This window comes from Streptomyces sp. NPDC094032 (genome assembly GCF_040303965.1).
Classification (GTDB): domain Bacteria; phylum Actinomycetota; class Actinomycetes; order Streptomycetales; family Streptomycetaceae; genus Streptomyces.
The window spans coordinates 634,622-653,744 of the sequence record NZ_JBEOUE010000001.1 but is presented as its reverse complement, the minus strand read 5'-3'; the positions used below and the strand labels follow the sequence as shown (position 1 = coordinate 653,744).

The 19,123-nt window shown below is 74.4% G+C and carries 14 protein-coding genes; 6 read left to right on the top strand and 8 right to left on the bottom strand.

What is annotated here, in order from left to right; translation table 11 throughout:
- Positions 1-66: 66 nt before the first annotated feature.
- A complete protein-coding gene (locus ABTZ54_RS02575) occupies positions 67-1,566 on the top strand; it encodes a carboxylesterase/lipase family protein (RefSeq protein ID WP_351656193.1) in 1,500 nt (499 codons plus the stop codon).
- Between the two features lie 12 nt (positions 1,567-1,578).
- On the opposite strand, the gene ABTZ54_RS02570 is transcribed toward ABTZ54_RS02575, so the two are convergent.
- Positions 1,579-2,751: an amino acid aminotransferase gene (locus ABTZ54_RS02570; protein ID WP_351656189.1), complete on the bottom strand. Its 1,173-nt coding sequence runs from the start codon at positions 2,749-2,751 to the stop codon at positions 1,579-1,581.
- Complete coding sequence (locus ABTZ54_RS02565; RefSeq protein WP_351656185.1) at positions 2,744-3,697, bottom strand: DMT family transporter; 954 nt, start codon at positions 3,695-3,697, stop codon at positions 2,744-2,746. The genes ABTZ54_RS02570 and ABTZ54_RS02565 overlap by 8 nt, the downstream gene beginning before the upstream one ends.
- A gap of 157 nt (positions 3,698-3,854) precedes the next feature.
- Here ABTZ54_RS02565 and ABTZ54_RS02560 point away from each other — a divergent pair, with 157 nt between their 5' ends.
- Together ABTZ54_RS02560 and ABTZ54_RS02555 are read left to right on the top strand one after the other, a co-directional pair.
- Positions 3,855-4,325, top strand: a complete 471-nt coding sequence (locus tag ABTZ54_RS02560) for an Lrp/AsnC family transcriptional regulator (protein ID WP_351656179.1) — start codon at positions 3,855-3,857, stop codon at positions 4,323-4,325.
- 405 nt (positions 4,326-4,730) lie between these two features.
- Positions 4,731-8,093, top strand: coding sequence for a S8 family peptidase (locus ABTZ54_RS02555; RefSeq protein WP_502997162.1), 3,363 nt, complete (start codon positions 4,731-4,733; stop codon positions 8,091-8,093).
- 94 nt (positions 8,094-8,187) lie between these two features.
- Here ABTZ54_RS02555 and ABTZ54_RS02550 read toward each other — a convergent pair whose 3' ends face one another.
- The 3 genes from ABTZ54_RS02550 to ABTZ54_RS02540 all read right to left on the bottom strand — a co-directional run bounded on the left by ABTZ54_RS02550 (position 8,188) and on the right by ABTZ54_RS02540 (position 11,857).
- Positions 8,188-9,210: a polyprenyl synthetase family protein gene (locus ABTZ54_RS02550; protein ID WP_351656445.1), complete on the bottom strand. Its 1,023-nt coding sequence runs from the start codon at positions 9,208-9,210 to the stop codon at positions 8,188-8,190.
- Positions 9,211-9,320: 110 nt separating this feature from the next.
- Complete coding sequence (locus tag ABTZ54_RS02545) at positions 9,321-10,472, bottom strand: tetratricopeptide repeat protein (RefSeq protein WP_351656174.1); 1,152 nt, start codon at positions 10,470-10,472, stop codon at positions 9,321-9,323.
- Between the two features lie 194 nt (positions 10,473-10,666).
- A complete protein-coding gene (locus ABTZ54_RS02540; protein WP_351656171.1) occupies positions 10,667-11,857 on the bottom strand; it encodes a helix-turn-helix domain-containing protein in 1,191 nt (396 codons plus the stop codon).
- A gap of 79 nt (positions 11,858-11,936) precedes the next feature.
- Here ABTZ54_RS02540 and ABTZ54_RS02535 point away from each other — a divergent pair, with 79 nt between their 5' ends.
- A complete protein-coding gene (locus ABTZ54_RS02535; RefSeq protein ID WP_351656168.1) occupies positions 11,937-13,040 on the top strand; it encodes an alpha/beta hydrolase family protein in 1,104 nt (367 codons plus the stop codon).
- A 69-nt stretch (positions 13,041-13,109) separates the two neighbouring features.
- Here ABTZ54_RS02535 and ABTZ54_RS02530 read toward each other — a convergent pair whose 3' ends face one another.
- Together ABTZ54_RS02530 and ABTZ54_RS02525 are read right to left on the bottom strand one after the other, a co-directional pair.
- A complete protein-coding gene (locus ABTZ54_RS02530) occupies positions 13,110-13,991 on the bottom strand; it encodes a diacylglycerol/lipid kinase family protein (RefSeq protein ID WP_351656165.1) in 882 nt (293 codons plus the stop codon).
- Between the two features lie 72 nt (positions 13,992-14,063).
- Positions 14,064-15,659 carry an FAD-binding oxidoreductase gene (locus ABTZ54_RS02525; protein ID WP_351656161.1) on the bottom strand — a complete coding sequence of 532 codons (1,596 nt, stop codon included), beginning with the start codon at positions 15,657-15,659 and terminating at the stop codon, positions 14,064-14,066.
- A gap of 74 nt (positions 15,660-15,733) precedes the next feature.
- Here ABTZ54_RS02525 and ABTZ54_RS02520 point away from each other — a divergent pair, with 74 nt between their 5' ends.
- Both ABTZ54_RS02520 and ABTZ54_RS02515 read left to right on the top strand, forming a co-directional pair.
- On the top strand, positions 15,734-16,333 hold the full coding sequence (locus tag ABTZ54_RS02520) for a TetR/AcrR family transcriptional regulator (protein ID WP_351656156.1): 600 nt from the start codon (positions 15,734-15,736) through the stop codon (positions 16,331-16,333).
- A complete protein-coding gene (locus ABTZ54_RS02515; RefSeq protein ID WP_351656150.1) occupies positions 16,330-17,898 on the top strand; it encodes a glycerol-3-phosphate dehydrogenase/oxidase in 1,569 nt (522 codons plus the stop codon). Before ABTZ54_RS02520 ends, ABTZ54_RS02515 begins: the two co-directional genes overlap by 4 nt.
- A 98-nt stretch (positions 17,899-17,996) precedes the next feature.
- On the opposite strand, the gene ABTZ54_RS02510 is transcribed toward ABTZ54_RS02515, so the two are convergent.
- Positions 17,997-19,070 (bottom strand): chitinase, encoded by a 1,074-nt coding sequence (locus tag ABTZ54_RS02510; RefSeq protein ID WP_351656144.1) that lies wholly within the window; start codon positions 19,068-19,070, stop codon positions 17,997-17,999.
- Positions 19,071-19,123: the final 53 nt, after the last annotated feature.

The following is a 19,123-nucleotide window of genomic DNA, read 5'->3' as shown; positions in this document are numbered from 1 at the left end:
GTCGTGTGAAGTTGAGGGTCTGCCGCCCCCAAGGGCGGTGCGGTGGCGGGGTGAGAGGTGGTTGTCGTGGTGGTGTTCGGGACGGACAGTGGGCGGGTTCGGGGGGTTCGGGTTTTCGGGGGTGTCGTCGCTGTGCTTGGTGTTCCCTATGCCGCGCCGCCGTTCGGTGTCGACCGGTTCAAGGAGCCTCGTCCGGTGGTGGGTTGGGACGGGGTGCGGGAGTGTGGGCGGTTCGGGGGTGTCTCGCCGCAGTCGGCGGAGTTGCCGGGGGCGCCCGTCTGGTCGCCGGGCGACGAGGACGTGCTCACCGTGAACGTGTGGACTCCGGCTCCGGAGGGCGGGTGTCTGCCCGTGCTGGTGTGGATCCATGGCGGCGCCTACACCTTCGGGTCCTCCGCCCAGCCCGACTTCGACGGCACCGTTCTCGCCCGTGCCGGTCTGGTCGTGGTCACCCTCAATTATCGGATCGGGTTCGAGGGCTTCGGGCACGTGCCCGGCGGCGGGACGGTCCGGCCGGACAACCGGGGGCTGCTCGACCAGGTCGCGGCGTTGCGCTGGGTGCGGGCGAACATCGGCGCGTTCGGGGGCGATCCCGGCAACGTCACCGTCGCCGGGCAGTCCTCCGGAGCCGCCTCCGTGGCCTGCCTGATGGTGATGGACCGTGCCCGCGGTCTGTTCCGGCGGGCCATCGCGCACAGCCCGGCCAGCCCCTGCTACCCGCCCGGCATCGCCGCCGCGACGACCCGCGAGATCGCCGCCGCGGCGGGCTGCCCCGCCACGGCCGACGGGCTGGCGGCCACCAGCCCGTGGGACCTGGTGCGTGCCGGGGACCGGGTCGTCGAGGCGTACCGGCGTGATCCCGCCTCCGGGTCCCGTCACTACGACCCCTCGCTGTACGCCCCCGTCCTCGACGGCGACGTGCTGCCCGTCGATCCGCTCACCGGGATGGACCGGGGGCTGGCCCGGGAGGTCGATCTGCTGGTCTGCCACACGACGGAGGAGTACTGGCTCCTCGACGCCGTGGGCAGCAGCGCCAAGGTCACCACGGAGGCGCGACTCCGCGCCTTCGCGGCGGACTTCGGGCTGCCCGACGGCCTGGTGGACGGTTACCGCGCCCTCGCGCCGCACGCCCCGGTCCTCGACGTCTATCTCGCCGTCTTCGGCGACCTGCTCTTCGCCGAGTACGCCCGCCGGCTCGTCGACCGGCACACCCGGGCCGGCGGGCGGGCCCACCTCGCCCGCTTCGACCGGCGGCGCGGCGGCGCCGGAGGAACCGTGCGGGCCTGGCACTGCGCCGACATTCCCTTCGCCTTCGGCAACCTCCACGACGACGCCCTCGCCTTCCTCATCGGCGGCGCGCCCAGCGCCGAGGACCACGACCTGGCCGACCGCATGGTCCGCGCCTGGGCGGACTTCGCCCGTACCGGGGACCCCGGCTGGCCCGCCGCCGACGGTGGCTCCGCCCACGCCATGACGTGGACCACGGATGGCCGGTCCGCCGAGGAGCCGCCCGACGGTACCCGGGCCCTGTGGGAGCCGGTCGCCTTCCCGGTGCTGCGCCCCTGAGGGCGGCGTCCGTCAGACCTCCGCGTGCAGGGCGTCGGCTATGCCCTGGGCCAGGAAGGGGATGCGGTGGGCGGGGACGCCCGCGATGTTGATGCGGCCGGAGGTCGTGCCGTAGATGCCGGAGCGGCGGCGCATCCGGGCCATCTGGTCCGGGCGGAGCGGGAGCATGGAGAACATGCCCTTTTGCCGGGCCAGGGACCGCGCCGGCTGCTCGTGGCCGAGGGCGGTCAGGTGGGCGACGAGGTCCGCGCGGTTGTCGGTGATGCGCAGGCGCATCGTTTCGAGTTCGGTGTGCCAGGCGGTGCGAAGCCGTTCGTCCGCCAGGACCGTGGCGACGACGGCGGCGCCGTGGTCGGGCGGCATCGAGTACAGGGTGCGGGCGGCGTTCTGGAGGGTGGTCTCGACGTGCCGGAGGGTGCGCGGGGAGGTGCCGAGGACGATGGCGCAGCCGGTGCGGTCGCTGTAGAGGCCGAAGTTCTTGGAGCAGCTGACGGCGATCAGGACCTCGGGGAGGCGTGTGGCGAGGAGCCGGGTCGGTGCCAGGTCGGCTTCGAGGCCGTCGCCGAGTCCGTGGTAGGCGAGGTCGACGAAGGGGACCCAGCCGTTGAGGGCGGCGAGGTCGGCCAGTTCGTCCCACGCCTCGGCGGAGGGGGCGACTCCGGTCGGGTTGTGGCAGCAGCCCTGGAGCAGGACGACGTCGCCGCGCCCCGCCTCCCGCAGCTCCGTGAGCATCCGGGCGGGGTCGAGCCAGCCGTACGTGCGGACGGTGAGGCCGGCGCCTTCCAGGATGGGGCGGTGGTTGACGTACGCGGGGTCGCTGATCCACACGGTGGCGCCCGGGCGTGTCTGGCGTACGAGGTCGGCGAGGAGGCGCAGGGCGCCGGTGCCGGCCACGGTCTGGACGGCCGTCGCCCGGGCGGTGAGGGCCTCGCGGCCGAGGACCATGGTCAGCATGGCGCGGTTGAACGCGGCGTTGCCGGAGAGGCCGAGGTACTCCTTGGAGCCGGAGCGTTCCGCCAGGCGTATCTCGGCCTCCTTGACCGCGCCCATGACGGGGGTGTTGCCGGTGTGGTCGCGGTAGACGCCGAGGACGAGGTTGAGGCGTTCGGGGCGCGGGTCGTCCGCGTACTCGGCGGTCAGGTCCCACAGCGGGTCGACGGGCGGGGCGGGGAGGAGCTCAAGCATCGGGTGAAACCTCGGTTCTGGGGCGGCGGTTGGCGAGTACGACGCCGAGGGTGATGAGGGGGACGCCGACCAGGACGGGCGCGGTCGGCGGCTCGTCGAGGAGGAGCGTCGCGAGCAGGACGACGACGGCCGGGCTCAGGCTGCCGACGGTGGCGCTGCGTTCCGGGCCGAGCCTGCGGATGGCGAAGGCGTAGAGCAGCCCGGCGCACAGTCCGACGCCGAGGCCCTGTACGACGAGGAAGAGCGCGATGTCGGAGCCGGTGGCGTGGGCGAGGCCGGAGGGCAGGACGCCGGTGAGGGTCAGCAGGGCGATGACGGCGAGGGAGGGCAGGCAGAGCAGGCCGATGGATCCGACGGGGTCGAGGTCCACCTCGCGCAGGCCGACGGTGTAGAGCGCCCACAGGCCGCTGGCGACGAGCAGGGTGCCCGTGCCGAGCAGGACGTCCGCGTCGAGGGCGGTCAGGTGGCGCCAGACCAGGGCCGCGACGCCCGCCACGATGAGGGCGAGCCCGGCCGCCTGCGTCCCGCGCGGGACGCTCTTCCCGCCGGCGACGACGAGGGCGGAGACGAACAGCGGGACCATGCCGGGCACGATCGCCCCGACGAACGCGGCGGAGGTGAGGGAGCCGCCGTACATCGCGGCGAGGAAGAAGGGGACCCCGGCACCGCAGACGATCTTCAGCGCCGGGCCCGGGCGCACCGCGGCCAGTCGGCGCCTGCGCCGCCACAGGGCGGGCGCCAGGACGACCAGGGGCACGCCGAAGCGCAGCAGGGCGGCGTCGGCGGGCAGCAGCGTGGAGGTGCTCAGCGCGCGGGCGCTGAGCGCGAACGCGGCCCAGATCGCCACGGTGAGCAGCAGGGCCGCCATGCCCACGGCCCGTGGGGAGAGCCCCCGGACCGGTGGCGGCTCCACCGGCCGCCTCTCCGTCGTTCGCGTCGCGGCCACCACAGATTCCTCCCGCTCGTTGCCGTACAGGCGAAATCGGCAGTCGACCTCCCCCGATGAGCAACCGTAGAGCGAGGGGGCGGGCAGATGATTGCTAGTTCTGCCCGCTGCTCCTAGCCTGGGGGCAGAATCTGCCAAGATGCGCCAAGGAGCGACCATGGACGCCGTGGACTTCCAGATCATCCACGAGTTGCAGGCCGACGGGCGCCTGTCGAACCAGGATCTCGCCGACCGGATCAGGCTCTCGCCCTCCCCCTGTCTGCGCCGGGTGCGCCGGCTGGAGGAGACGGGTCTGATCTCCGGCTACACGGCCACCGTGGACCAGGTCGCCTTCGGGCTGCCGATCACGGTCTTCGTACGGATCCGGCTCGATCGCCACACCGCCGAGGCGGTGAACGTGTTCGAACAGCACGTCGGTCTGATCGACCACATCCAGGACTGCTATCTGATGGCCGGCAGCAGCGACTACCTGCTGCGGGTCGTCATCGAGAGCCTGGAGGCGTACGAGGCCCTCGTCCGCACCCGGATCCACGCCATCCCCGGCATCGCGTCGATCGAGTCCAGCTTCGCCTTCGGCAGCGTCAAGCAGACCAGGGTCTACCCGCGTCCGGGGCCGCCGTCCCGGTGACCCGGCCGGATCGGGGTGACCCTGCCGGATCGCGAGGGGTGTTCGACCGCCGTTCGGATACGGCCAATCGGAGCAGCGCGCTCCGACTGCGGGCGCGGCGGTCCGCGTCAAGCGCGTACGGGCCCGTCCTGACCGCGATCCGGGGCGGTCGCCGCGTGCCGGTGTCGCACAAGCATCGTCCCGCCGTCACACGACGGTCACACGCCCATCGCCGTCCCATCCCACTCGGCGACGCCACGATGGCCTGAAGTCGTACGGATCAATCCCCCACGTCCGTACCGGCGTTGATCACGTCCCGGCCGCCTCGCATACTGCGCTGACCGGCGGCGGGCGGCGTTGCGCCCCCTGGCCGGAATCGACCACACCACTTCATTCCAGGCTCCTGGGGGAGACTTGCGTCCATACGTGAAGCGAACACGTGCCTTCACCGTCGCGGCGGCCACATCGGTGGCCCTGGCGGCGGGCATGACCGGCGGCCCCGCGACCGCGATCACCGCCCAGTCGGCGTCCGCGCCGGACACCGCACGGGTCGGGGGCAACGAGCGGATCCCGCTCGTCACGGGCGACCACGTGGTGGTGGACGCCAAGGGCCGGATGGTGGCCTTCGAGGCCGCCGCGGGCCGTGAGCGCATACCCGTCCAGGTGCAGCGCGCCGGGGGCCGCACCCTGGTGGTGCCCGCCGACGCGCAGTCGCTGATCGCCGAAGGCCGGCTGGACCAGCGGCTGTTCGACCTCGACGTGCTGACCGACCCGAGGCTGCGCGAGAGCCACCGCTCCGGGCTCAAGCTGATCGTGCAGTACGAGGGGGGCGCGGCGGCGGCGCGGGCCGAGGTCCGTGCCGCCGGGGCCACCCCGTCGCAGCGCACGTTCCCGACGCTGAACGCCGACGCCGTCACCGCCTCCGGGGACGATCTGGCCGGGGTGTGGAACGCGCTGACCGACCGTCGGAGCACCGGCCTGCGGGCCACCGCCGCCGGTATCCGCACGGTGTGGCTGGACGGGGTGCGCAGTGCGCGCCTGGACCGCAGCGTGCCGCAGATCGGCGCCGACAAGGCCTGGGCGTCCGGCTTCGACGGCAAGGGCGTCAGGATCGCCGTCCTCGACACCGGCGTGGACAAGACCCATGAGGACCTGCGGACCCAGGTCGTGGGCGAGAAGAACTTCTCCGCCTCCCCCGACGCCGTGGACCGGGTCGGGCACGGCACGCACGTCGCCTCGATCGCCGCTGGCACCGGCGCCCTGTCCGGCAGCCGGTACAAGGGGGTCGCGCCGGGCGCCGAGGTGATCAGCGGCAAGGTCCTCGACGACGAGGGCTTCGGCGACGACTCCGCCGTCATCGCGGGCATGGAGTGGGCCGCCGCCGAAGGCGCGGACGTCGTCAACCTCAGCCTCGGCGGCCACGACTCCCCCGGCGTCGACCCGCTGGAGGCGACGGTGAACCGGCTGTCCGCCGAGAAGGGCATCCTCTTCGCCGTCGCCGCGGGCAACGAGGGCGAGGGCGGCGCCTCCACGGTGGGCTCGCCCGGCAGCGCGGACGCCGCGCTGACCGTCGGCGCCGTCGACCACGAGGACCGGCTCGCGCCCTTCTCCAGCATCGGGCCGCGCGCCGGTGACGGCGCCGTCAAGCCGGACCTGACCGCGCCCGGCGTCGCCATCACCGCGGCCGCCGCTCCCGGCAGCGCCATCGACAAGCGCCCCGGCACGCCGCACCCCGCGCCGGGCTACCTCCAGATCGACGGCACCTCCATGGCGACCCCGCATGTCGCGGGCGCCGCCGCGATCCTGAAGCAGCGGCACCCGGACTGGACGGCGGCCGAGCTCAAGGGCGCGCTGACCGGCTCCGCCAAGGGCGGCGCGTACACCCCGTTCCAGCAGGGCGCGGGCCGTGTCCAGGTCGACGCGGCGCTGGCCCAGAGCGTGATCGCCGAGCCGGTGTCGCTGAACTTCGGCACGGCGCTGTGGCCGCACGCCGACGACCGGCCGGTCACCAAGAAGCTGACGTACCGCAACCTCGGGACCGCCGACGTCACCCTCGACCTGTCCGTGGCCGGTCTCGACCCGGCGGGCAAGCCCGCCCCGGCCGGCTTCTTCGCCCTCGGCGCCTCGAAGGTGACCGTGCCGGCGGGCGGCACGGCCGAGGTCGACCTCGTCGCGGACACCAGGATCGGCGACGCCGACGGCACCTACTCCGGCTATGTCACCGCCACCGGCGCGGGCCAGTCCGTACGCACCGCCGCCGTGGCCGTGCGGGAGGCGGAGTCGTACGACGTGACGCTCCGGGCCGTCGACCGCGACGGCTCCGACGCGGCGACCTTCCACAGCACCCTGCTCGGTGTCGGCGGCCCCGCCAAGGGCTTCTACTCCCGCGTCGACAACGAGCCGGGCAGCCACACCATCCGGGTGCCCAAGGGCTCGTACACCTTCGACACCGCCGTCTACCAGGACCCCTCGGACTATGCGAAGGGCACCGACTGGATCTCCCAGCCGAAGCTGGAGGTCACCGGTGACATGACCCTCACGGCGGACGCGCGCACCGCCAAGCCGGTGGACCTGACCGTGCCGGGCATCGACCGCGCGGACTACGCGGGCACGTACTACGAGCGCGACACCGAGTCCGGCCGGGTCGGCAACGGCTGGGTCCTTCGGGGCTTCACCGGTTTCCGCACCGCCCACCTGGGCCCGGCCGTCACCGACGGCTCGCTCCTGCAGACCTGGGACGCGCACTTCCTCAAGGGTGCCACCAGCCAGTATTCGGTGGCCTTCGGCGGCCCGGTGAACACGGTCGCGACCGGCTACACCAAGCACGTGAAGACCGACGAGCTGGCCACCCTCAAGGTCGGTCTCGGCGCCTCCGCGCCCGGGAAGAACGCCATCGCCTCCCCGTTCGCGCAGTTGCCGGGCGCGCCCGAGGGCAACGGTTTCTACGCGCCGCAGGCGGCACCGGGGACCCGCACCTTCCATGTCTCGACCGCCGACGGCGTCAAGTGGCTCACCCGGTTCGGCCAGGAGGGCGCGCCGGACCAGTGGGGCTACCCGGCCTTCGAGGGCAGCCTGGAGATGCCGAAGGCGAAGCGTTACGAGTCCGGGAGGACGTACCGGGAGACCTTCAACACCGGTGTCTTCGGGCCGCTCCTGGGCAAGGAGCAGGGCGTCTTCCGCACCGCGCCCGACCCGGCGACGGGCGAGCAGCAGCTGATCGGCTCCCTGCCCGTCTTCGCCGACGGCAAGGGTCAGCCCGGGTTCAGCCCGTACGGCTCGGCCACGTCGACGCTGTACCGCGACGGCGTCAAGGTCGCCGAGAACGACGACCCGCTGACCGGCTCGAAGCCCTTCACGGTCGACGGCTCCGACGCCGAGTACCGGCTGACGACCTCCGTGGAGCGCCCGGCGGCCCTCGCCGCCGCCTCCAGCCGGATCGAGGCCGGCTTCACGTTCCGCTCGCGGCAGGTCGCGGCCACCACGGCGCTGCCGGTGTCCACGGTCCGCTTCGCGGCCCCCGTCGACCTGGCCACCCGCGCCCCGGCGGACAAGCCGCTCCTGGTCCCGGTGACCGTGCAGGGCTCGGCGGCCGGCCGGAACCTCAAGTCGCTCACGGTGTCCGTGAGTTACGACGACGGGAAGACCTGGCAGCGGGTCCGGGTCACGGACGGGCGGATCTCCGTGCAGAGCCCGGCGAAGGACCGTGGCATCGCGCTCTCGGCCGAGGTCACGGACAAGCAGGGCAACACGTCGACGCTGACCATCCACAACGCGTGGTTCGGTAAGTAGTCCTCACCCGCCCACCAGAAGCGGCGTCACCACCGGGGGGTGGTGACGCCGTTCGGTCATGGTCCCGGTCGACGGGGTGCGGACGGGTGGCGGATCACCAGGTGCGGTCGAGGACGTGCGTGAACAGCGCGTCCAGCTCCCGCGCGGCCGTGTGCGCCAGCGGGGTGTCGCGCAGGGCGCGGTGCGCGCCGTCCAGGTGGCGGCGGGCCTCGTCGCGGGTCGCGGCGCGCCCGCCGGCCTCCTCCACGAGCGCGGCGACGAGTTCGGCGGAGGCGTCGTCGAGGGGCCGGGGCGACGAGAGCAGTGTCACGAGTTCGTGGGCGGCCTCTCCCCCGCCGGCCAGGGCGACGAGGACCGGGTACGTCTTCTTGCGCCGGCGCAGGTCGGCGTGGACGGGTTTGCCCGTCACCACGGGGTCGCCCCAGATGCCGAGGATGTCGTCCACCGCCTGGAAGGCGAGGCCGAGATGGCGCCCGGCCCGGTCGAGCGCGGTCACGGTCCGCTCCGGGGCGCCGCCGAGGACCGCGCCGAGCGCGAGCGCGCAGCCCAGCAGGGCGCCGGTCTTGCCCTCGGCCATCGACCGGTACTGCCCGGGGCCGACCGCGCCGGGCCCGTACCAGGGGCGCTCCTCGAAGCGCAGGTCCTCCGCCTGGCCGGAGACGAGGGCGTTCAGGGCCCAGCAGAGGCGCCGGACCGCCGCGCCCGTGTGGCGGCTCGGGGCCTCGGCGAGGACCGTCACGGCCTGGGCGTGCAGCGCGTCGCCCGCCAGGACCGCCGGGCCCGTCCCGTACGCCTTCCAGACGGCCGGGCGCTGTCGGCGTAAACCGTCGGCGTCCATGATGTCGTCGTGGAGGAGCGAGAAAGTGTGGACCAGCTCGACGGCCACGGCTCCCGGGACGGCGTCGGCGGCGTCGGCGCCGACGGCCTCCGCGCCGAGGACGGCGAGGGCCTGACGGACGCCCTTGCCCTCGGAGCCGCCGGGGTCCGGGCGCCCGGTCGGGTCGGCCCAGCCCAGCGCGTACGCCGACATCTCGCCGATCCAGGGGTGCAGTCGGCCCACCGCGTCCACCAGTGCGGGGCGGGTCAGGTCGCGGCACCGCTCCAGGACCCGGGCCACGTCGGGCGCCGGACCGCGGGGCGCGCGCGGCGGCGTCGGTGCGGGCGGTGTGGGGGCGGCAGGCGGTCCGGCGGGGGCGCGGAGCGGGGAGGGCGGCGTCGGGAGGGTGTTCACCGCAGCGCCTCCACGTCGGCCGCGCGCAGGGCCCGTACCCCGACGGCCGGCAGCACCGGCTCCGTGGCTCCCCGTACGGCACCCTCGGGGTCCGGCAGCGGGCCGACCCCGAGCTCGGCCGCGGCCTTGTCCACCATGTCCCTGGCGTGCCGCAGCCCGATGCGGTCCAACGTCGTACGCAGCTCGGTCAGTTCCGCCGCGGTCCGCGCGGTGTCGCGGCCGAGCCGGGCCTCGGACTTGACGAGGCCCAGCCTGGAAAGGGCCGTCCCGCGCGGCTCCTCCATCCCCCGGAACTCCTCCAGGGCCAGCGTGTACAGGTCACGGGCCTCCGCGTAACGGCCCGCCCGGTACAGCACGTTGCCGCGCATCTTGTGGTTGTACGCGAGGGCGCCGGCCAGGCGTATCTCCCGGCAGGCCTCCTCCGCCTCCGCCAGCAGCGACAGGGCGCGCTCCACGTCCCCGTCCCGTACGGACACCACGTCGGCGATGCCCCGCAGGGCCCAGGCCCAGCCGCGCCGGTCCTCGGCGCTCCTCGCCGTCTCGGCCGCCTCCTCGAACAGGGCGAGGGCCTGGTCGTAGGAGCCGGTGTTGCGGTGCATCTGCGCTATGCCCTCCAGCGCCCACACCGTGTGCCGGGCCTCGCCCCGGCGGCGGGCCTCGGCGAGGAGCTGCTCGTGCAGCCTGCCGACGGCCTCGTAGTCACCCTGGATGCGCCCGGTCTCGGCGAGCCCGGCCAGCGAGTAGCCGCGCACGACGACGTCCCCGCCGCGCTTGCCCGCCTCGGCGGCGAGCCCGAGCAGCCGGTACGCGAGCCGGAGCGCGCCGCGCTGGCGGGCCAGGGTGCCGCCGCTCCACAGGGCCCAGGCCATCGCGCCCTCGTGCCCGGCCGTGCGGGCCGCCCGGAAGCTGGCCTTCCACGCCCGGTCGGCCTCCTCGATCCGCCCGAGCCTGCGGCACGCCTCCGCCACGGCCAGTCCGCAGCGGGCCACCTCCCCGAGGTCGCCGGACCGCTCCGCCGACCGGAGCTCCTCGACGCCCTTGGCGAGCACCTCGGGCAGGGAGGCGTTCACCGACAGCGACCCGAGCGCCCCCTGATACTCCGGCGCGGACGCCTTCTCCCGCGTCGCCGCGCCCATCTGACCTGCCATCAGACCCTCCTCAGGCCGACTCGACGATCAAGCCGGCACGGGGAGCAAGACGGTGCCCGGGGCGCCGGGTTCCGTCCCGGGCGCAAAGATCCCTCTCGGTATGGGCCCCGGGTCATCCTCAAGTGCTACGCGGGGGCCGCCGGGTCCTCAACGAGACGGACGCCGGGGCCGGGTGGGGCGTGAGCGAGACCCCCCTACGGGCCGTCGTGCGCGACGAGCAGCGTCCCGAGCGCCGTCCGCTCGTGCGTCACCGACCTCCCCGTGCGCCGCGTCGTCACAAGACCGGCCCCGCGCAGCGCCGCCGCGTGGGCGGACGCGGTCGCGTTGCTGACGCGCAGGGCACGGGCCAGGTCCGTCGTGGTGTGCGGCTCACCGAGCAGCCGGAGGAGTTCGGCGCGGGTCCGGCCGAGGACGGGCGCCAGGGCTTCGTCCCGCCCGGGTGGCCCTTCCGCTACGAGCGGGAGGCCGGGGCCCGCCGGGTAGGTGAGGACCACGGGGCGCCCGGGGAGGTCCTGGACGAGGGGGCCGGCGGGGTGGTGGAAGGTCGGCAGCAGGAGTAGGCCGCGGCCGGCGAGGTGGATGTCGTGGGGGGTGTGGGTGTCGGCGGGGCTCCCGTGGATTCCGGGTGCGTCGCGGGGCGCGTGGGTGTCGGCTGCGTCGCGGGCCCGGCGGGCCTCGGCTCCGTCGCGGGCCGCCTGGATCTCGGCTCCCGAGCGGCACACACCGATCCCGGATCCCTCGCCGGCCGCTCGGGCGACGTGGAGCCCGGCCACGTCACAGGCCGCCTCCGCCACCTGCGCCTCGGCCGCCTCCCCCACCCCCGGCCACTCCCACACCCCCGCGTGGAACCGGCTGCCCGGGGCCAGTGCGGTCAGCCCGCCGGACAGGCCGTGTTCGGCGACCGACAGGGCGTGGCGGGCGAACTCGTCGCGGTGCAGGTCCTGTACGAGGGGCCAGACGGGGGCGAGCACCGTCTCGTAGGCGGCGCGCTGGGCTCGGCGTACCGTGCGCCATGCCGTCTCCTCGCCCGCGTGCAGGGCGCGGAGCCAGCGGGGCGCGGGGCCCGCCCCGTACACCCGCTCCAGTTCGGAGCGGACGGTGTCGGGGTGGGTCGAGCGGATGTGCTCGAAGCCGGCCGCGAGCGTGTCGCCGACGGCGTCGAGGAAGGAGGGCGGGCGGCCGGCGGGGACGAGGTCGGCGAGTGGTGCGGAGGCGGCGGGCAGAGTACGCAGCACCCTGCCCCGCCACGGTCCGAACAGCGGCTCGGCGCGCGGCGCGACGGCCGTCGTCAGGGCCGCGTGGAGTTCTTGCAGCGGCGCGGGGCGCGGGGCGAAACGGACCCTCGCCAGGTCGTCCGCCGTGAAGTGGATTCGCAGCACCCGCACATCTCCCCGCTCGACACCAGCCTTTCGGGCAGGGCCTGAACCTTCGCGCGGACCCCCGTCCCGTCCCCAGGATGCCGCCATGACCTCGAACCATGCCATCAGCCGCCGCACCCTCGTCCGGGGCGCGCTCCTCGGGGCCGCCTCGGCCGGTCTCCTCGCCGCGACGGGCGGGACCGCGGCCGCCGGGGCGGTGCTCCGGCTTCCGGCGCCGACCGGGCCGCACCCCGTCGGCCTGCGGACCGTCCATCTGACCGACCCGTCCCGTACCGACCCGTGGGTGGGCGGGGTGCGGGAGGTGATGCTCACGGTGCTGTATCCGGCCCGTACGGTACGGGGCTGCCCGCGCGCCCCGCAGCTCACGCCCGCCGCCGCCGGGTTCTTCGCCGAGTACGCCCCGCTCGCGCATCCCGGGCTGCCGCGGGCGGGGGTGGTGGACTGGGGCGCGGTCCTGACCCACGGGCACGTGGGCGCCCCGCCGCTGCCGGGGCGCCGACCGGTGCTGTTGTACAGCCCGGGCGGGGGCGACGCCCGTACCCTCGGCAGCACGCTCGCCGAGGACCTCGCGAGCCACGGCCGGGTCGTCGTCCTCGTGGACCATCCCGGGGACGCGAGCCAGGTGGAGCTCCCGGGCGGGTTGCGGACCACGGTCCTCTACGGGCCGCCGGACCCCGAGACCTTCCGTACGATGATCGACACCCGGGTCGCGGATCTGCGTTTCGTCCTCGACCGGCTCGGCGACCTGCCGTCCGACTCCGTCATGGATCTCGGGCGGATCGGGGTCTACGGGCACTCGGCGGGCGGTACCGCCGCCGTGTACGCGGCCCAGGACGACGTCCGGGTCCGCGCCGTGGCCAATCTGGAGGGCTATCTCGACCTCCGCCCGCCGTCCGGTCCGGGCCGCTTCGACCGGCCGCTGCTGCTCTTCCGTACCGACGGCTTCGAGGGTGCCGCCCGTATCGACCGCTCATGGGCGGGGCTGCGCGCGAGCCGCGCCGTCCTCGCGGCGAGCGATCACGGCGCGTTCAGCGACTTCGCCGCGCTGGTCCCGCAGCTTCAGGCAGCCGGACTCGTGACGGCCGCCACGCGGGCCGCCCTCGTCGGAGCGGGCGACCCGTCGCCGATCAGGGCGGAACTCCGGCGCCGGGTCGGGAACTTCTTCTGCCGAGCGCTGCGGGATGAGTGAGGAAGGCGGGGCGGAGCGCCGGGCCGGAAGGCCGGAAGGGAAGCCGCCCGGGGCTCCGCCCCTGCCCGGTCAGGCCAGCACCCGGAGCGCGCCGGGGCGGACCCGGAGGGTCACCGGCAGGGTCGCGTCGACCTCGCCGTCGGCGCCGTACGGGAGGGGACGGTCGGCTTCGATGCGGACCTCCTCGCCCCGCAGGATCTCGACCTCGGGGCGCCGTACGTGCGCGCCGGTCTTCAGCTCGTTCATCAGGGCGAAGAAGAGGTGCTTCGGGGCGTGCTTGATGACGACGACGTCGAGCAGTCCGTCGTCGACGCGGGCGCTCGGCGCGACCTTCCGGCCGAAGCCGTAGAAGCCGGAGTTGGCGGCGACCACGGTGTAGCCGGTCCGCTCGTGGGATATCCCGTCGACGGTGATCCGGTACGTGGCGGGCTTCCAGGCGAGGACCGCGCGCAGGCCGCCCGCGTAGTACGACGCGGCTCCGCGCAGCAGGCGGGAGGCGTTGGCGTGGCGGTTGGCCACGGCGTCGACGCCCGCGTACACGCTGCCGAGGACGCAGGTCCTGGCGTGGACGGCGGACTCCACCTCGACGGTGTCGACGGCCCGCGGCTCGCCTTCGAGCAGGACCTTCGCGAGGCTCGGGGCGTCGGTCGGGAGCCCCAGAGCGCGGGCGAAGTCGTTGCCCCGGCCCGCCGGGACGAGGCCGAAGACGGTGTCGGTGCCGCTGAGCGCGCCGCCGACGGTGCCGGCCATGCCGTCACCGCCCACGGCGAGCACGACGTGCCCCTTGGCGCCGGCCTCCCGGGCGAGTTCCCGCGCGTGTTCCAGGCTGCGGCTGTAGACGGTGTCGAGCCCCGCCCCCGCCTCCCTCAGCAGCCGGGCCAGCGGGAGCAGGCCCGCCGTGCCGCTGGAACCCCCTGCGGTGGGGTTGACGACGGCGGTGAACTGTCGCATGGATCTGGCCTCCGGCGGCAGGAGAAGGGATCGGCAGGAGCGGGCGGGAAGGGTGGGACCGGTGGTGCGACTTCAGCGGAGCGGGATCAGGACCCCGGGGCTCAGGACCCCGGACGGGTCGACCTCGGCCTTCACGGCCTGCAGCATACGGATGCCGAGGGGGCCGATCTCCTGGGCGTACCAGTCGCGGTGGTCGGTGCCGACGCCGTGGTGGTGGCTGATGGTGCCGCCCGCCGCCAGGATCGCGTCGTTGGCGGCCCGCTTGACCGGGGCCCAGTGCGCGACGGCGTCCTCGCCCTGCGCGGAGACGACCGTGAAGTAGAGCGAGGCCCCGTTCTCGTACGTGTGCGAGATGTGGCACATGACGAGCGGCGGGGTGCCGGCCTCGGTGAGGGTACGGGTCAGGGCGTCGCGCACCGCCGCGTAGAGGCCGGGGATCGCGGACCAGAAGGCGGCCGTCTCCAGCGTCTCCGCGAACGCGCCGGCGTCGAGCAGCGCGTCGCGCAGGTAGGGCGCGTTGTAACGCCCGTGCTCCCACTTGTCGCCGGCCTCCTCCCCGATGAACTCGCCGTCGCAGGCGAGGAGGAGTTCGCGGACGGCGGCGCGGCGGGCGGCCGTCTCGTCCTCGGTGCCCTCGAAGCCGACGATGGCCATGCAGCCGGGGTTCTCGGGGAGTTCGGAGCTGCCGATGGCGTCCGGCTGGGCGAGTCCGATGAAGGTCTCCGACTCGTCGGACAGGCGCAGGACCGTGGGCCGGGGGCCGTCCTGGGCGAGGCGGCGCAGTGCCGCCGTGCCCGCTTCGAAGGAGGCGAAGCGCCAGCCCTCGTAGATCCGCTTCTTCGGGAGGGGCCGGATGCGGACGGTGACGGCGGTGATCACGCCGAGGGCGCCCTCGGAGCCGAGGATCAGCTGGCGCAGGTCGGGGCCCGCGGCCGAGCGCGGGGCGCGGCCGGTCTCCAGGGTGCCTTCGGGGGTGGCGACCGTCAGGCCGAGGACCATCTCGTCGAAGCGGCCGTAGCCGGAGGAGGCCTGGCCGCTGGAGCGGGCCGCGGCGAAGCCGCCGACGGAGGCCCATTCGAAGGACTGCGGGAAGTGGCCGAGCGTCCAGCCCTGTTCGTTGAGCAGTTCCTCGCAGCGGGGGCCGCGCAGGCCGGGCTGGAGCGTCGCGGTGCGCGACACCTCGTCGACGGCGAGGAGCTGGTCGAGGCGGCGCAGGTCCAGGGCGACGAAGGGGCGCTTCGTGGTGGGCGCGAGGCCGCCGACGACGGAGGTGCCGCCGCCGAACGGGACGGCGGACAGGCCGTGTTCGGCGCAGGCGCGCAGCACGGCGAGGACCTCGTCGTGGCTGCCGGGGAGCACGACGGCGGCCGGGATGTCGTCGACCTCGCCGGCGCGGATGCGCAGCAGGTCGGGGGTGGACTTGCCGCGGGTGTGGCGGATGCGGCTCTCGGCGTCGTCCCGTACGCCGTCCGGTGCGGCGACGGCGGCGCGCAGCGCGTCGTTCGCCTCGTCGGTCAGGGTCGGGGCGGGCGCCTCGATCTGGGCGAGGGCGGACGGGCCGCTCTCGCGCGGGGTGACGCCGAGCAGGTCGCGCAGGAGGCCGGTGACGGATTCGGGCAGGGGCGCCGCCTTGGCCGGGTCGCCCCAGCCGCTCCACAACATGTCCACTTCGAGAGGTTCCTCACGGTCTGTTTCACGGACGGCGCTGCCGAACGGCCTGCGCTGGCATTACACTGTGACAGATGACGCCCATTCGTCACAACCATGCGGACGCAGATCCCGTACTCGACGCCGCTCGCGACTGCGTCCTCGCCGTCGGCGTACGCCGGACCACCCTCACCGATGTCGCCCGGCGCGCCGGCGTGTCACGGATGACGCTCTACCGGCGCTGGCCCGATGTGCGCAGCCTCGTCGGCGACCTGATGACCCGTGAGTGGATCGCCGTCGCCGCCGACGCGATGCCGCCCTCCGACGAGGACCGGCCGGAGCGGGAGCGGATCGTCGAGGGACTGGTCGCCGGGGCCACGGCCTTCCGGGCCCACCCGCTCTTCCACAAGATCCTCGACGTCGACCCCGAGCTGCTCCTGCCGTACGTCCTGGACCGGCGGGGCGCCAGCCAGGACGCCCTGCTCGGGCTGCTCCACTCGGCCCTTGAGGACGGCCACGAGGACGGCTCCGTACGGCGCGTCCGGCCGGACCTCCAGGCCCGCACCCTGCTGCTCGTCGTCCAGTCCTTCACGCTGTCGATGCGCACCATGACCGACGAGACCGATCCCGAACTGAGCGAAGCCGCCTTCCTCGACGAGCTGCGCACCCTGTTGGAGAGGACGCTCACGCCATGAACCCCATGAGCAGCACCGCCCGGCCCGGCTCCTCGCTCGACTCCGAGCGGCGCCGCCGCGAACTGGAGCGGCTCGCCGAGGGCGAGAGCGTCGATGTGCTCGTCGTCGGGCTCGGCGCCACCGGGGCGGGAGCCGCACTCGACGCGGCCACGCGCGGGCTCAGTGTGGCCGCGATCGACGCGCACGACCTCGCGTTCGGCACCTCCCGCTGGAGCTCCAAGCTGATCCACGGCGGACTGCGCTACCTGGCTTCCGGCCAGCTGGACGTCGCCCACGAGAGCGCTGTCGAGCGCGGCATCCTCATGGAGCGCACCGCCCCGCACCTCGTGCGCGCCCAGCCGTTCGTCCTGCCGCTCACGCCGCTCGTCAGCCGGGGCCAGGCCTCCCTCGCCCGCGCCGGGTTCCTCGCCGGCGACCTGCTGCGCCTCGGCGCCCGCACCTCGCGGCGCACGCTGCCGCGACCGCGCACGCTGTCCGCCGTCGAGACCCGCCACCTCGCCCCGGCGCTGCGCCCGGTCGGGCTGCGCGGCGGGCTGCTCTCCTGGGACGGGCAGCTCAGCGACGACGCCCGCCTGGTGACCGCCCTCGCCCGCACCGCCGCCGCCCACGGCGCCCGGATCCTCACCCGGACCCGGGCGCTTGAGCTCCACGGGGACGGCGCGCTGGTCCGCGACGAGACCACCGGACAGGAGCTGCGCGTCCGGGCCCGTACCGTCGTCAACGCCGCCGGGGTCTGGGCGGGCGGCCTCGTCCCGGACGTGCGGCTGCGGCCCTCGCGCGGGGCCCATCTCGTGCTGCGCGCCGAGAGCCTCGGCCCGCTCTCCGCGGGCCTGCACATCCCGATCCCCGGCGAGACGAACCGCTTCGTGCTGGTCCTGCCGCAGGGCGACGGACGGGTGTACGTGGGCCTCACCGACGAGCCCGTCGACGGCGAGGTCCCCGATGTGCCGGAGGTGCCCGAGACCGACATCGGCTTCCTGCTCGACGTGCTCGGCTCCGCGCTGGACGTCACGGTCGAGCGCTCCGACGTGGTCGGCGCGTTCGCGGGCCTGCGGCCCCTGCTCGACACGCGGGACGAGGGCGGGCGCACCGCCGACATCTCGCGCAGGCACGCCGTGCTGACCTCGCCCGACGGCGTGGTCACCGTCGTCGGCGGCAAGCTGACCACCTACCGGCGCATGGCGCAGGACGCCGTCGACGCCGCCGTGGCCGCGCGCGGCCTGGGCGCGGGCCCGTGCAGGACCGCGTCGCTGCCCCTCGTCGGCGCGGCGAGGCCGCAGACCCTCGCCCGGCTGGACCTCCCGCCCCGTCTCGTACGGCGCTACGGCACCGAGGCGGCGGGCGTCCACGCGCTCGGGGTCGAGGACCCCGCGCTCGCCCGGCCCGTGCTGCCCGGCCACCCGGTCACCGGAGCCGAACTCGTGTGGGCCGTCCGCCACGAAGGCGCCCTCGACACCTCCGACCTCCTCGACCGCCGTACGCGCATCGGCCTCGTACCGGAGGACCGCGCCCTCGCCGAGGAGGCGGCGCGGGACGCCCTCGCCCGGGGCGCGCGGGTGGGCTGACGCCGACGCGCGGGTGTTCCTCCTGCGGCAGGACGCCGCCTGCCGGAGGAGGAACACCCGCAGCCCCGTGGGGGGACTTCGCGTGCCGGCCCGATCGGTCAGCGGCCCTGGAGGGCCTTGACGTTGTCGCCGAAGGTCCAGCCCTTCGAGCCGTCCCAGTTCGCCGACCAGGTCATCAGGCCCTTGAGCGCCCCGCCGTAGCGGTTCCAGGCCTGGGCGACGAGGGACGGGGACATGTAGCCGCCGCCGGCGCCCGGCTGGGCGGGCAGGCCCGGGACCTGCTTGTCGTACGGGACCTTGATCGTGGTGCCCTGGATCACCAGGCCCTTGTTCAGACAGTCGGTCTGCGCGACGAAGCCGGCGACGGTGCCCGCCGAGTAGGAGTCGCCCGCGCAGCCGTACATGCTGCCGTTGTAGTACTGCATGTTGAGCCACCACAGGCGCCCGTTGTCCGCGTACTTCTTGATGATCGGGAGGTACGCGCCCCAGATCGAGCCGTACGCGACGCTGCCGCCGGTGACGTACGCCGTCTCCGGTGCCATCGTGAGGCCGAATCCGGCGGGCATGCGCGCCAGGACCCCGTCGATGATGTACGTGAGGTTGGCCTGCGAGGCGGAGAGCGTGCCGATGCTGCCGCTGCCGACCAGACCGGTCTCGATGTCGATGTCGATGCCGTCGAAGTTGTACTTCTGGAGGATCGGCACGATGGTCGCGATGAAGCGGTCGGCGACCGCCCGCGAGTTGAGGTCGATGCCCGCGGCGGCTCCGCCGATGGACATCAGGATCGTGGCCCCGGCCGCCTTGGCGTTGCACATCTGGGCGGGGGTGGAGACCCGGACGGTGCTGTCCATGCCGTCCTCCCACAGCACGGTGCCGTCCGAACGGATCACCGGGAAGGCGGCGTTGACGACGTTGTAGCCGTGGGCCGCGAAGTGCGGGTCGTCGATGGGCGCCCAGCCGAACGGCGGGTGCACGCCGTTCGCCGAGCCGTCCCAGTTCTCCCAGTAGCCCTGGAGCACCTTTCCGGCGGGCCTCGGCTTCAGGGCGCAGGTGTCCGCCGCGGGCGCGGCGGGCGAGGCCGCCGCTTCTGCGGCGGGGGCGGCGAGCGCGGTGGCGGCTAACAGGGCGGCGAGACCCGCTCCGAGGGCGCGGGCGATCCGGCGAGCTGGCATGCGTGCTCCTTGGGACGTGGGGGGGGAGAGTCCGGGGAAGGGCGTGCACTCAA